The sequence below is a fragment of the Chloroflexus sp. genome, from assembly GCF_034431535.1.
Taxonomy (GTDB): Bacteria; Chloroflexota; Chloroflexia; order Chloroflexales; family Chloroflexaceae; genus Chloroflexus.
The window spans coordinates 1-13,242 of record NZ_DAOUDC010000027.1; the positions used below are offsets into that span (position 1 = coordinate 1).

The following is a 13,242-nucleotide window of genomic DNA, read 5'->3' on the forward strand; positions in this document are numbered from 1 at the left end:
AACCGGGTCAAGCCCGATCCAAAAACTGCTAGTAAGGATGAAATGGCTGCTTGGAACAAGTCACCAATTAAAGCAACAGCGAATAATCTGATGAAAATCTCAAAGGCACTGCGCGTCGTGCGACCGGCTAAGGTTATGGAGGTGAGCAAGCAAATCTACCAACAGTTACCGCAGGCTATTTCATCGATTGGTTCTCTAGCGAGGCCCTTCAATCCTCTCGCTGAGCAAGTTATCAATAGCTTTCAAAAGATTGCGCTTGGCGACAATGAGCTTAAGTCCGAGTGGGAATTGATTGGCTGGTATCTAGAACGCGATCAGATCTTTCAAGCGGTGGCATTGATGCGTGAGTGGTTGGTGTCGTGGGTCATGGAACAACTTGGTAAGAATGATATATTGAAAAAGACAGCGCGTCAACTGGTCGAACAGACGCTTGGTGCGGCTGTCCAAGCACAGAGGGGAGGTACTAACAAGGCAGAGATACCTGTTGATGAGATACCTGTTGATCTCAATGCCATTCCCTCACTGAAAGAAGTGGTTAATCTTTATAACCAACTTGGCGATTTGCGCAACGATCTTATGCATGCCGGCAAGCGGAAACAACCGCACGACGCGCAAAAGGTTGAAGATCTCGCAAAACGGTTATATGAGTCTTTGCGAAATACCTGTCGGCTTCCATCCTAGTGTGTGTTCGTCCATGTTCAAAGGGGATCAGCATCGCTGATCCCCCTTTGAACACCTCTCCCCCCCCGTTCACGCCATCGGCGGTCGGCTTGTATGCCGAAGTTGAGCAGCGCGATAACGAGCTTTGAATACCTCCCTCCCCCGTTCACGCCATCGGCGGGGTATACGTCCGCCGTAGGTTGGGGATGATCTCTTGCTGCTCACGCACCAGTTTGCGGGCAAGGGTCATCGCCCGGTGCTGGAGAGCTTTGACAGCGGAGACAGTGCAACCGAGTTGTTGGGCAGTTGCTTCGAGGGACAGGGCATAGCCGAAGCGGAGCCAGAGCACCTGCCGGTAGTGGTCGGGTAGAGCAGCGAGCACCTGCTGGAGGTGCTCCCAGTCCCACTGGTGGGCGAGCAGGGCTTCGGGGTCGCCGTTCCGCTCACTGTCACCGTCTTCGAGCGGGACAAGCCGCCGGTCACGGCGCAGCATGCTGGCGGCCTGATCGCGGGCGAGGTGGAAGAGCCACGCGGTGAGGGGCAGGCCGCGGTCTTCGTAGTGGGCGGCCCGTTCAAGTAGGCGGACAAATACGTCGCTGTGGGCGTCGCGGGCCAGTTCGGGATCGCCCAAGCGCCGGCACAGGTAGTGGTAGATGCGCGGCCCGTAAGTTTCGTAGATCCAGCTTACCGTCTGCGGGTCGCGTTGTTGAAGTCCGGTAATGATGTCGTGGTGGGATGGAACGGTCATTGACTAAACTCCGTAAGCTCCAAAGACGCGAATTCATCAACGTAAACACTCCCTGTGCCGATCCCGTTGCGACGGAATGCGAGGTTTAGTCTCCTTTCGTTGAGGGTGCGAGTACCGGTAGGATCGAGTATACACTACAAAAGGACTGAAAACGGTAACATTTTTTGCAAAATTTTTGGGATGGGGTAGAGGCACATCGTCTTTGCCTCTACCCCGCGCTCGTGGGAGAGGGGCCGGGTGCCGGATCAGAGATGCTGCCCGCCTTTCCCCGCTCGCGGGAGATCGCTGCGCCGCGTGCGGTGACTCGCAATGACAATATAGGAACTATCTTTGTCCCTTTTCCGTCATCTCATCAGAGCAGTTTTCTGATTGCAAGGGATTGTCTATGCGTGGGTTTCTCTTGATCGTTATCATCGCTGCATTCTTGCTCACCGCCTGCGGGGTGTCTACCGCCTCGGCGCCTGCCCAGCCTACCGCAGCGCTTGACCAACCCGTTCCTACTCAGCCGCCGGCGGCCACGCGCGATCCGGCGGCACCGGTGCCGGGAGTAGCTGAGCCAACGGCGACACAGTTGCCCGGCAATCCCGCCGCGCAGCCGGTACCTGCTTCCACCGAAATGCCGGCGTCTCTGCCACCAACTGTTGCGCCGGTAGCGACCTTGGCACCGACTGTTTTGCCCGTTAAGGAGTCGCCGATGCCCATTCAGCCCGCTCCCGCGCCGAATGCTCAGCCGCTGACACCGCCGTTTGATAGCTTTATCCAGCGCCAGATTGATGTGGCGAAGCAGGATTTGGCCCAGCGGTTGGGGATTGATGTGGCCGCGATTGAGGTGGCTTCGGTTGAAGCGGTGACGTGGCCTGATGGCGCGCTGGGTTGCCCGCGGCCCGGCATGGCCTACATTCAGGTGTTAATTGACGGCTTGCGCATTCTGTTGCGGGTTGGCGATCAGCTCTACCCCTACCACAGCGGCGATAACCAACCGCCGTTCTTGTGCGAATCGCAGATGGGGCCGCGCGCGCAGCCGTAACAAAGCGCTCCGCAGCATGAGGCATCGTCGCCCCGGCAGAGTCTCGCACATCACCGTGGTAACGATGATTCCTGATAGCAGGGTGCGACCGCCGGCGGCGCCAATGGCCCACCTGATCCCCAGTGCATCGGCTAAACTGCCGGCTAACAACGCGCCGATTGCGTAGCCGCCGTCACGCCAGAGCCGGTAGACCCCGACTGCTGAAGCATGCCATGTGCGGTGGGCCACGTCGCCGATGGCGTCGAGAAGGGTGGGGTAGACGAGGGCGGTGCCGGGGCCGAGCAAGGTACTGCCTAGTGCCCACATCCAGAAGTCTGCGGTCAGGATAAAGAGGAAGATGCCGCCGGCCTGCACAATCATGCCGAGTGTGATCAGCGGTTTGCATCCCACGCGGTCAGAGAGCGCATCGGCACCGAGTTGGCTGATCCCCCATACCGCCGGGTAGATTGCAGTCAAGATGCCGATATCGCCGATCGACAGACCGTGCAGGGCAAAGTAGAGCGGAAAGAGACCCTATGCCATGTCGTCGTTGAGATTGTTGAACATACCGGCTTGGTTGACCGCGAAGAGCGCGCGATCTTTCCAACTGGTCAGCAGCAGAATGGGTGCAAACGCCAGTCGTGCGACGGGCGGCATGCCGTTGTGGCGGGTGCGCGCTTCGACGGCGGCATGGCCCTGCGTTTCGCGCACCAAGAAGATCGAGCTGATGAGGCCGGCGAGGGCGATGATAATCCCGATGATAAATGGTTGCGGGCGTAAGCTGTATGTAGTAGCAAGGTAGCCGGTGCCGAACACCGCTGCCGAGACGGCCAGATAGCCGGCGGCTTCGTTAAGGCCCATGGCTAAACCGCGTTGTTGGGGGCCGACCAGATCGATCTTCATGATGACGGTGGTTGACCAGCATAAGCCTTGATTGATACCGAGCAACCCATTCGCAAAGACGATCCACTCCCAGCTTGGCGCGAAGATGATGATCACCGGCACCGGCAAACCGATGATCCAACCCGCAATCAGTACCTTCTTGCGGCCAATGCGATCACTGAGCCTGCCGGCAACCAGGTTAGCAAGCGCTTTGACAATCCCAAAGCTGAAGATGAAACTCAGGATGGCGGTTTTGGAAGCTATGCCGAGATCTGCTTCGGCCAGCAATGGCAAGACGGTGCGCTCGATGCCGACCATGCTGCCGACGAAGGCATTAACGAGGACAAGCAAGCTAAATTGCGTCCAATTGGCGCGTAACCCAAGCCGGATGTCGCTCAGTGCGGATGAAGGTTGCGATGGCATAGCTGAGATCTCCCCGGCATGCTATCTTGGCACCATTTTAACAGATGTTGCCATAGCAGATGGCGATGCAGCAATGGTATACTGACTGCAACTCTTGTCTCGTTACTCCCTGTTAGAATGGGTATGAGTGACCAATCTTCTCCTCACCGGCGTTGCGATTCCCCGTCCCCAGCGGGAGGGGGTTAGGGGTGGGGGCAAGGCAAATGCGCAATCAATCGTCCTCTCACCGGCGTTGCGACCACACCGTATGGCGAAACAGTCTCTGTTTGCGCCTGCTGATCGTGGTCGTGATCGCCTTTCTGATCGGCGTGGCGCTGCTGATTGGGCAAGCGCTGTATCGCTCATGGGTTTTCTAGTTCGCTCTTCCTCCCTCTTGGGCTGTTGTTGGTTCTAACACATTACTAACACTCCGCTGATGACGATCTAACATCACTTTTTTATCTACACAGGTGTACGCCTTACTGGTCATCACCGTTGCATCGCTACGTGCCGATACACGCTGACGATCAGAAGGAGGTGATGCGCGATGACGATGGATCTTGGCCTGATCATCCTGCAAGTGGTTATCGGTTTGCTGATGATGGGGCACGGTGCGCAGAAGTTGTTCGGCTGGTTTGGCGGTCAGGGCTTACGCGCCACTGCCGATTGGCTGGCAAGCATGGGGCTACGTGCGCCGCGCTTCTGGGCACTGATGGCCGGTCTGGCTGAGTTTGGCGGCGGGTTGCTCTTCGCACTTGGCCTCTTCCATCCGATTGGCCCTCTCGCTATCATTGCGGTCATGATCGCGGCGATTGCGCTCGTCCACTGGTCGCACGGTCTGTGGATTAGCAACGGTGGGAGCGAGTATTCGCTCGTGCTGACCGTGCTGGCTTTGGTGATGGGATTGTGGCAACCCGGCGCATATACCCTCGATCGGGTGTTGGGTATCGCTCTGCCGCAACCGCAAACCTTTTGGGTTGGCCTGATCCTCGTGCTGCTTGGTCTCGCGTTCGCGCTATTCGGGCGTCAGCATCGTGCAATGGCGACACCGCACAGCGCCGGTCAAGCTACCGGCTAGGCAGGCGCTTGGGCGTCGCCCAACCCGGCGCCCACATAGTCGAGAGGAGGTATCCTGTGCAAGTAAGACCACTCCATGATCGTGTTGTGGTGAAACCAAAACCAAAAGAGGAGAAGACTAAGGGTGGTATCTTCCTGCCCGATACCGCAAGCAAAGAGCGCCCGATGGAGGGCGAGGTGATTGCGGTTGGGCCGGGCCGGCGCGCTGACGACGGCAAGCTCATCCCGATGAGCGTGAAGGTTGGTCAACACGTGCTCTACGCGAAATACGCCGGCACTGAGTTTAAGATCGACGAGGAAGAGTATCTGATCCTGCAAGAGAAGGATATTCTAGGTATCATCGAGGAGTAAGCGATATGGCGAAGCAACTGATCTTCGATCAGCAAGCTCGTACTGCGCTTAAACACGGTATCGATACACTCGCGCTAGCAGTCAAAACAACGCTCGGCCCCCGTGGCCGCAATGTCGCCCTTGATAAAAAATGGGGTACGCCGACCGTCACCCACGATGGTGTAAGCGTCGCGAAGGAGATCGAGCTGAAAGATCCGTTCGCTAACCTTGGCGTCCAACTGCTCAAGCAGGCAGCCGTCAAGACCAACGATGTTGCCGGTGATGGTACCACTACGGCAACGGTGCTGGCCCAAGCGATTATCAACGAGGGCTTGAAACTGGTCGCTGCCGGCGCCAACCCCATGCTGCTCAAGCGTGGTCTCGATAAAGGTGGTCAAGCGCTGGTCGCTCGTATCAAAGAGCAGGCGATCACCCTCAAGACCCGCGATGAGATTCGGAATGTCGCGACAATCTCGGCCCAAGATGCTGAGGTTGGCGAGTTGCTGGCGACCGTCATGGATAAGATTGGCCGTGACGGCGTCGTGACGGTCGAAGAGGGTAAGAGCACCCACCTCGAGCACGAGCTGGTCGAGGGTATGCAGTTTGACCGCGGCTACATCTCGCCCTACTTCATCACCGACTCGGCTCGCATGGAGGCGGTGCTCGACGAGCCCTACATCCTGATTACCGACAAGAAGATTAGCTCGATCAAGGATCTTCTGCCAATCCTTGAAGCGGTACTGAGCAGCGGCAAGAAGGATCTGCTCGTCATCGCCGAGGATGTGGACGGCGAGGCTCTGGCGACGCTGGTGGTCAACAAGCTGCGCGGGACGCTCAACGCGCTGGCAGTGAAAGCCCCCGGCTTCGGCGACCGGCGCAAGGCAATGCTGCAAGATATTGCGATCCTTACCGGCGGTACGGTCATCTCCGAGGAGATTGGCCGTAAGCTCGAAAGTGCGACCCTGCAAGACCTTGGCCGCGCCCGCCGCGTCAAGGCCGACAAGGATAACACTGTGATCGTCGAGGGTCACGGTGATAAGCAAGCCATCCAAGCCCGCATTGCCCAACTCAAGCAGCAGATTGAGACGACGACCTCGGATTACGATCGCGAGAAGCTGCAAGAGCGGGTGGCGAAGCTGTCGGGTGGCGTGGCTGTGATTAAGGTTGGCGCGCCAACCGAGCCGGCGATGAAGGAGCGCAAGGCCCGCGTCGAAGATGCGCTCAACGCGACCCGCGCTGCGGTGGAGGAGGGTATCGTTCCCGGTGGTGGTGTTGCGCTTCTCAACGCCATCCCGGCGCTCGATAACGTCACCACCCAGTTTGAAGAGGAGCGCATGGCGCTCAATGTCCTCCGCCGCGCGCTCGAAGAGCCGCTGCGCCAGCTTGCGACCAACGCCGGCGAGGATGGTTCGGTGGTGGTCGAGAATGTGCGCAACGAGCAGCGGAAGCACAACAACAACCACTATGGTTACGATGTCATGACCGGTACGTATGTCGATCTCATGCAAGCCGGCATTATCGACCCGGCCAAAGTGGTGCGCACCGCGCTGGAGAATGCAATTAGCGTCGCCGGTATGGTGTTGACCACCGAGGCGTTGATCGTTGAAGCTCCCGAACCCAAGAAGAACAACAACACACCACCAATGCCGGACGATGATTTCTAATCCGGTGACGAATCCTGTAAAGCCGCACGGCTGTGCGGCTCCCCAACCATAAAGTGATCGCGATCAATGGGTAGCGCCGCACGGCTGTGCGGCGCTACGGTTATACCGTGATCGTGATGAACGCCTTATGGCGGTATCGTTACACCCGCGTAATGTATTCGCCGGTGCGCGTATCGATCTTCAATACGTCACCTTCGTTAATGAAGGCCGGTACCTCAATCACCGCCCCCGTCTCTAACGTAGCCGGTTTAGTGACGTTCGTCGCCGTATCGCCGCGTACCGCTACCGTCGTCTCAACAACCTTCAAATTGACGAAGATCGGCAACTCGACACCGATAATCTGATCCTTCTCGGCGTCGTACACAAGGTCAACCGTCTCATTCTCTTTCATAAATTTCACTGCATCACCGACCAACTCCGCCGAAACCGGAATTTGATCGAAGGTATCGTTGTCCATAAAGACAAAACTGTCGCCTTCGCGGTAGAGATACTGCATCGGACGGCGCTCGATACGCACAATGTCGATCTCTGCACCGGCGCGTACTCGATCTTCAATGACTTTACCGGTAGTTAGACTCTTCAGCTTCATCCGCACGAAGGCGCGCCAGTTGCCCGGCGCAACGTGCTGAAACTCAATGACCTGATACAGATCGTTGTTGTACCGAATGACGATACCGTTACGCAAATCTGAGGTTGTTCCCGCTGCCATACGAATATACTCCTCGTGATCACGCTTTTTGTGACAATACAATACAAACCGGGTAGGACTCGCTTCCCGGCGAATGTTATCACTATAGGCGGAAACTCGATTCTGCGCAAGTAACGACGCAGAGTGAGCAAAGGCGTAGTAGAGCCGAACAGCTGTCTGGCTCCGCAAAGGTACGCAAAGCGTCTAACGCAAAGACGCTAATGACATAGAGAGCGCAGCGGGTTTTGAGGAATGGTATGAGCGCGCTTGTGTCCTACCTATAAAATACTTCGCGTCCTCTGCGTTCTTCGCGCCTTTGCGTTGATCATCCCCTGCGTTTCTGCCCCCTTTGCGTCTCTGCTTCGTTTGCGTCTTTCCCCTCTACAAAACCGTTCTCTTGACTGATCAGCCTTTCCCAGAGATTGGGTACAATACCCTTGGAATCGTTCCATCACCCATCCATTAGGAGACTCCATGAAGCTCGTGTTGCCCGGTCTGCTGCACGATGAACTCCTCCCCCGGATTGAGGCCGTTGCGCCGCAGGCGACCATTGTCTGGTACGATCAGCACGGTGAACCGGAAGCGCCGATCGTCGATGCCGAAGTGCTCTTGCGCTGGTTTTTCACGACCGAGCAATTGGCCTGCTTGGTGCGTCAGATGCCGGCTCTCCGCTGGCTCCACATTCCCCGCGCTGGCGTGGACGGCTCGCTTATCCCCGAAATCGTCGCGCGCGACATTATCGTCACCAACTCCGCCGGCGTGCATGCCATCCCGATCAGCGAATTCGTCATGCTCTTTGCCCTCAGCCACGTAAAGCAAGCCACCCGTCTGCATCAATTACAAGCCGCTCATCAGTGGCGCGAACACGATCTACAATTGCGCGAGCTAGCCCGATCAACCATGCTCATTATCGGACTCGGTCAGATCGGGCAGGCCATTGCCACGCGCGCGAGCGCCTTTGGAATGCGAGTCTGGGGTTCGCGCCGAACACCACGCCCGACTCCCGGCGTCGAGCGGGTGGTTGGCGAGGGGGAATGGAGATCACTCCTCCCGGAGGCCGATTTTGTCGTCATCGCAGCGCCGCTGACGCCCCTGACGCGCGGCATGGTTGGCAGAGCGGAGCTGGCGCTGATGAAGCCAGATGCCTACCTGATCAATATTGCCCGCGGCGAAATCGTTGACCAAGCCGCGTTGATTGCCGCGCTCCGTGATCGCCGCATCGCCGGCGCCGGTCTTGATGTCTTTTCCCAAGAACCGCTGCCGCCCGACAGCCCCTTCTGGGAGCTGCCAAACGTTTTTGTCACCCCGCATATCTCGTGGAGTTCGCCGCATATTCGCGCCCGCACGCTGGATATCTTCGCTCGCAATCTGCGGGCGTTTTTACATAACGAACCGATGATCAACGTCGTTGACAAGCAAGCCGGATACTGAAGGCGCAAAGGGTGCAGAGACGCAAAGACGGGAAACGCAAAGAATGTTATATGGTGGGGCATAAGCGCGCTTGTGCCATTCTCAAAAAACCTTTGCGATCTTGGCGTCCTCTGCGGCTTTTGCTTAAGTGATGTAAGGAGTATACGTTCATGACCTCAACCGCCGACCGTCTCATCGATCTGTTCGCTACCCGCGTGCGCGAGGTGACGCCGCCGCTCTTTGGGGCTGCCGGCGAGCCGGTCCGACCGCTCGTCAGCCTTGCCTATGGGTTAGCCGACCCCGCCCTCTTCCCCCGCGCCGAGCTGATGGCTGCCGCTGCCCACGTGTTAGCTTATGAATCGGCCGAATCGCTCAACTACGCGATGTCGTATCCCGGCCTGACCGACCAGATCGTGGCTCGCTTACAGGCTGAAGGAGTCGATGCCCAACCCGAACGGGTATTAGTCGGTTACGGTTCTGGTCAGATTTTAGCTCTCTTGCCTGAAATCTTTGTTGAGCCGGGCGATATTGTGATCATCGAGGGTCCGAGTTTTCTCGGTGCGGTCAAGCGCTTTGTCCAGAGTGGTGCCCGACTGATAACGGTGCCGGTCGATGAGCACGGTATGAACGTTACTGTGCTGGCCGATGTCTTACGCAGTTTAGCCGCAGAGGGTCGGCGGCCAAAATTTATCTACACCATTCCCACCTTTCACAATCCTACCGGCGTAACGCTCAGCCTCGAGCGCCGCCGGCAGTTGGTGGCGCTCGCCGCCGAATACGGCGTGCTGGTAGTCGAAGACGACGCCTACCTCGATCTGCGTTTTGCCGGCGAACCGCTGCCTTCGCTGGCCGCCCTTGATCACGAAGGCTGGGTTATCCGCGTCGGCACCTACTCCAAGATTCTCGCTCCCGGCTTGCGCATCGGCTGGGTGCATGCCCGCCGCGAAATCATCGACCGCCTGCTGATGGTTAAAGCCGAAGGCACCACCGGCCCCTTCATCACCCGCGTCGTGGCCCGCTTCAGCGCCGCAGGCCGGCTTGAGCGGCACATCGCTGCGCTGTGCCAGCACTACGCCGCCAAGTGCGCAGTGATGGCCGAAGCGATCCGCCGCCATTTCCCTGCCGGCGCGCGCTTCCTGCTGCCGTCCGGCGGCTTTTTCATCTGGGTCACGCTCCCAGCCGGTGTCAGCGCCAACGCCCTCCTCGGTGCCGCCCGCACCCGCGGCGCCGAATTCCTCCCCGGCACGGCCTGCTTCGCCGAACCCGGCCACGGCGACGACGCCATCCGTCTCGCCTTTAGCTTCCAAAGCAGCGCCCAGATCGAAGAAGGCATCGCCCGCATTGGCACCGCCTTCAACGACCTCTAAAGCGCAGAGGGGGTAAAGACGCCGTAGAGCCGGACGACTGTCCGGCTCCGCAGAGGGCGCAAAGGTATGGTTGATGGTAATGGTTGGGTTACAAGCGCGCTCGTACCCTTCCCAAAAAACCTTCGCGCTCTCTGCGTTCTTGGCGCCTTTGCGTTAAACCCTCTGCGCTCTGTGTGTCCTCTGCGTCTTTGCCCCCTCTGCGCCTTTGCCTCGCAACTTTTGGCCGGTTCCTGCGGTTTCTATAGGAGAGACCGTTACGGCCAAAGAAACCAGCCATGCACGAAAACATCCTCAGCCGCGGTATCATCACCGCCGCCATCGAAGTGCATCAAGCCCTCGGCGGGCCGGGTCTGCTCGAACGAGTCTACGAAGAAGATCTGAATCTAGGAGCTAGCTCAAGCCGGGATTGCGGTTGAGCAACAAAAATGCTTGCCGATCCAGTACAAACACACCACCCTCGCCACCCCGCTGCGCGTCGATCTACTGGTCGGTGGGTTAGTCATTGTTGAATGCAAAGCCGTCGAAACCTATCACGACATATTCACGGCGCAAGCCCTCACCTATTTGCGGTTATCCGGTCTCAAGCTCGCGCTCGTCATCAACTGCGGCGAACGGCTGCTCAAAAACGGAATCCATCACGTCGTCAACCGGCTACAGCAAGACGCAGAGCGAGCAAAGACGCAAAGAACGCAGAGGTCGCTAAGGTTTTTCGGGGAATGGTACAAACGCGCTTGTATCACAACCCTACAACAATTCGTAGCGTCCTTTGCGATCTTTGCGTTAAACATCCTCTGCGCCTCTGCCTCGTGTGCGCCTTTACTCGGCGACGTGGCTGAAGATGTCGGTCTCCGAGATGATCCCGATCGGCTCACCGTTCTCAACCACCGCGAGCCGGCGGATGTTGCGCTCGACCATCAACGCCGCGCACTCGGCAATCGGCGTCTCAGGACTGACGCTCAGCAGTGGCCGCGAGGTCAGATCACCCACGGTCAGGCCATTGACGGCCCGTCCTTCGCGTACCACCTTCTTCAACACGTCGCGCATCGTCATAATGCCCCATTGCCCGCTCGTGTCAGGCTTAACGATCACCGAATGGATGTTGCGCCCGCGCATGTAGATCGCCGTCTCGCGCAGCGACGCCTCAGCCGGCACGGCCACCACCGCCCGCGTCATCACCGACCCCACGCTATCGTGCGGATAAACCTTGCCATCGGCCCGGCGCAAAATCTCCGGCCCAAAGGTCTCTTCGGGGTGCGGCACCTGTCCGGCAGCGATCTTCTCCATATTGGCGATAATCAAGCTGCCGAACTCCGAGGTCTTTACCTCGCGCGCGCCCTCCATCAGGCGAGCAAAGTCGTAGGTAACGGTCTTGTCGGCGATGGTGCGCTCAAGCCCGGCGATAATCAGGTCGGCGGCTTCCGTCCACCCCATATAGCGCAGCATCATCTCGCCCGACAGAATCACCGAACCGGGGTTGACCTTGTCGAGGTCGGCATACTTCGGCGCGGTGCCGTGGGTCGCCTCGAAGATGGCGTGGCCGGTGACGTAGTTGATATTGCCGCCGGGAGCGATGCCAATCCCGCCTACCTGCGCCGCCAGCGCATCCGAGAGGTAGTCGCCGTTGAGGTTTGGCGCGACGATCACATCAAACTCGTCGGGCCGCGTGAGCACTTGCTGGAAGATAATGTCGGCGATCGTGTCCTTGACTAGAATCTTGCCGCTGGCCAGCGCCTCTTTCTGCTCGGCGTTGGCCGCCGCTTCGCCGCGCGCCGCCTTGGTGCGCTCCCACTGCGTCCACGTGTAGACATAATCACCAAAAGCACGCTCGGCGTACTCGTATGCCCAATCGCGGAAGGCGCCCTCGGTGAACTTCTGGATATTCCCCTTGTGCATGATGGTGATGCTCTTCCGCTTATAGTTGATCGCATACTGGATCGCCGCTGCCATGATTCGCTCGGTGCCAATGCGGCTGATCGGCTTGATGCCGATGCCTACCTCGATCCGGCCCTCCGGCCCCTCGCCGAGCAATTGGCGGAACTCATCGGTCTTTTCCGGCGTGCCGAAGCGAATCTTGTCGAAGTCTTTCGGAAATTCGCGCTGCAAAACCTCGATAATCTTGGCCGCTTCCGCGCTGCCGCCCCGATACTCGATGCCGGTGTAGACATCCTCCGTGTTTTCACGGAAGATGACCATATCAACCTTTTCCGGGTGCTTGACCGGCGAAGGCACGCCGGCAAAGTGGCGGACCGGACGCTGGCAGACGTAGAGGTCGAGATGCTTGCGCAGCGCCACGTTCAGCGAGCGGATGCCGCCGCCGACTGGCGTGGTGAGCGGGCCTTTGATGCCGACCAGATACTTCTGGAATGTCTCGATCGTCTCATCCGGCAGCCAGTTGCCAGTCTGCTGGAAAGCCTTCTCGCCGGCCAAGACCTCGACCCACTCGATCTTGCGTTTGCCGCCATAGGCCAGTGCAACCGCTGCATCAAATACGCGCACGCTAGCCCGCCAGATGTCGCGACCCGTGCCATCACCCTCGACGAAGGGAATGATGGGGTGATCAGGCACCTGCAAGCCCCCGTTAACGATTCGAATGGCCTCGCCTGTTGGCGTCGAGTTCATCTTCCTGCTCCTTCACACCTTACAATAGATTGCGGCCTGTATTATAGCCGACAATCGCTGTCTTGACTACTGTCAATGTTGCAAGATAATTCCGATTGATCGCCCAACCTTTGCACACCTCCTGCACGGAATTGTAAGGCGCGCACGAAGCAGAGGCGCAAAGAGAGCAAAGGCGCAGAGAACGCAAAGAGCGCGAAGGTTTTTTGGGAAGGGTACAAGTATGCTTGCACCCCAACCATTACTATTCATCATACCTTTGCGCCCTCTGCGGAGCCGGACAGCCGTCCGGATCTGCGGCGTCTTTGCGTTAACCGTCTTTGCGCCCTTTGCGTTTCGCCCTCTGCGCCTTTGCCCCCTCTGCGCCTTTGCCTTGGTTGCACAACCTTTTT

At 58.4% G+C, this 13,242-nt stretch carries 10 protein-coding genes and 4 pseudogenes; 9 read left to right on the top strand and 5 right to left on the bottom strand.

The window, feature by feature from the left end:
- Nucleotides 1–681 (top strand): annotated as a pseudogene (locus tag U9R61_RS06680) (TM1812 family CRISPR-associated protein); the annotation flags it as partial.
- 145 nt (nt 682–826) lie between these two features.
- Here U9R61_RS06680 and U9R61_RS06685 read toward each other — a convergent pair.
- Complete coding sequence (locus U9R61_RS06685; RefSeq protein WP_322488040.1) at nt 827–1,408, bottom strand: sigma-70 family RNA polymerase sigma factor; 582 nt, start codon at nt 1,406–1,408, stop codon at nt 827–829.
- A 385-nt stretch (nt 1,409–1,793) separates the two neighbouring features.
- Here U9R61_RS06685 and U9R61_RS06690 point away from each other — a divergent pair, with 385 nt between their 5' ends.
- On the top strand, nt 1,794–2,435 hold the full coding sequence (locus U9R61_RS06690) for a hypothetical protein (protein ID WP_322488041.1): 642 nt from the start codon (nt 1,794–1,796) through the stop codon (nt 2,433–2,435).
- Between the two features lie 33 nt (nt 2,436–2,468).
- Here the strand turns inward: U9R61_RS06690 and U9R61_RS19915 are convergent.
- Nucleotides 2,469–3,719, bottom strand: a pseudogene (locus U9R61_RS19915) (MFS transporter); the annotation flags it as partial.
- 526 nt (nt 3,720–4,245) lie between these two features.
- On the opposite strand from U9R61_RS19915, the gene U9R61_RS06705 reads away from it, so the two are divergent.
- From U9R61_RS06705 to groL, 3 genes are read left to right on the top strand one after another with little or no spacing between them, the layout of a single operon-like run.
- Nucleotides 4,246–4,776 carry a DoxX family protein gene (locus U9R61_RS06705; protein WP_322488043.1) on the top strand — a complete coding sequence of 177 codons (531 nt, stop codon included), beginning with the start codon at nt 4,246–4,248 and terminating at the stop codon, nt 4,774–4,776.
- Nucleotides 4,777–4,832: 56 nt separating this feature from the next.
- Nucleotides 4,833–5,126 carry a co-chaperone GroES gene (gene groES, locus U9R61_RS06710; protein ID WP_322488044.1) on the top strand — a complete coding sequence of 98 codons (294 nt, stop codon included), beginning with the start codon at nt 4,833–4,835 and terminating at the stop codon, nt 5,124–5,126.
- 5 nt (nt 5,127–5,131) lie between these two features.
- Nucleotides 5,132–6,769 (top strand): chaperonin GroEL, encoded by a 1,638-nt coding sequence (groL, locus tag U9R61_RS06715; protein WP_322488045.1) that lies wholly within the window; start codon nt 5,132–5,134, stop codon nt 6,767–6,769.
- 139 nt (nt 6,770–6,908) lie between these two features.
- On the opposite strand, the gene efp is transcribed toward groL, so the two are convergent.
- A complete protein-coding gene (efp, locus tag U9R61_RS06720; RefSeq protein ID WP_322488046.1) occupies nt 6,909–7,478 on the bottom strand; it encodes an elongation factor P in 570 nt (189 codons plus the stop codon).
- A gap of 453 nt (nt 7,479–7,931) precedes the next feature.
- Between efp and U9R61_RS06725 the strand changes: the two genes are divergently transcribed.
- The 4 genes and pseudogenes from U9R61_RS06725 to U9R61_RS06740 form a co-directional block, all read left to right on the top strand.
- Entirely contained in the window at nt 7,932–8,888 is a 957-nt protein-coding gene (locus U9R61_RS06725; protein ID WP_322488047.1) for a D-2-hydroxyacid dehydrogenase, read from the top strand.
- A gap of 149 nt (nt 8,889–9,037) precedes the next feature.
- Entirely contained in the window at nt 9,038–10,234 is a 1,197-nt protein-coding gene (locus U9R61_RS06730) for a PLP-dependent aminotransferase family protein (protein ID WP_322488048.1), read from the top strand.
- 275 nt (nt 10,235–10,509) lie between these two features.
- A complete protein-coding gene (locus U9R61_RS06735; RefSeq protein ID WP_322488049.1) occupies nt 10,510–10,650 on the top strand; it encodes a GxxExxY protein in 141 nt (46 codons plus the stop codon).
- Between the two features lie 13 nt (nt 10,651–10,663).
- Nucleotides 10,664–10,813 (top strand): annotated as a pseudogene (locus U9R61_RS06740) (GxxExxY protein); the annotation flags it as partial.
- 237 nt (nt 10,814–11,050) lie between these two features.
- Here the strand turns inward: U9R61_RS06740 and U9R61_RS19920 are convergent.
- Both U9R61_RS19920 and icd read right to left on the bottom strand, forming a co-directional pair.
- Nucleotides 11,051–11,518, bottom strand: coding sequence for a cyclic nucleotide-binding/CBS domain-containing protein (locus U9R61_RS19920; protein WP_416208830.1), 468 nt, complete (start codon nt 11,516–11,518; stop codon nt 11,051–11,053).
- A pseudogene (icd, locus tag U9R61_RS06745) lies at nt 11,516–12,853 on the bottom strand (NADP-dependent isocitrate dehydrogenase); the annotation flags it as partial. The gene U9R61_RS19920 and the pseudogene icd, both read right to left, overlap by 3 nt.
- Nucleotides 12,854–13,242 lie beyond the last annotated feature (389 nt).

What these genes read in the sequence shown, in the direction of transcription:
- U9R61_RS06685 (WP_322488040.1), bottom strand. Translation starts at nt 1,408, where the DNA reads ATGACCGTTCCATCCCACCACGACATCATTACCGGACTTCAACAACGC.
- U9R61_RS06690 (WP_322488041.1), top strand. Translation starts at nt 1,794, where the DNA reads ATGCGTGGGTTTCTCTTGATCGTTATCATCGCTGCATTCTTGCTCACC.
- U9R61_RS06705 (WP_322488043.1), top strand. Translation starts at nt 4,246, where the DNA reads ATGACGATGGATCTTGGCCTGATCATCCTGCAAGTGGTTATCGGTTTG.
- groL (WP_322488045.1), top strand. Translation starts at nt 5,132, where the DNA reads ATGGCGAAGCAACTGATCTTCGATCAGCAAGCTCGTACTGCGCTTAAA.
- efp (WP_322488046.1), bottom strand. Translation starts at nt 7,478, where the DNA reads ATGGCAGCGGGAACAACCTCAGATTTGCGTAACGGTATCGTCATTCGG.
- U9R61_RS06725 (WP_322488047.1), top strand. Translation starts at nt 7,932, where the DNA reads ATGAAGCTCGTGTTGCCCGGTCTGCTGCACGATGAACTCCTCCCCCGG.
- U9R61_RS06730 (WP_322488048.1), top strand. Translation starts at nt 9,038, where the DNA reads ATGACCTCAACCGCCGACCGTCTCATCGATCTGTTCGCTACCCGCGTG.
- U9R61_RS06735 (WP_322488049.1), top strand. Translation starts at nt 10,510, where the DNA reads ATGCACGAAAACATCCTCAGCCGCGGTATCATCACCGCCGCCATCGAA.
- U9R61_RS19920 (WP_416208830.1), bottom strand. Translation starts at nt 11,518, where the DNA reads ATGGAGAAGATCGCTGCCGGACAGGTGCCGCACCCCGAAGAGACCTTT.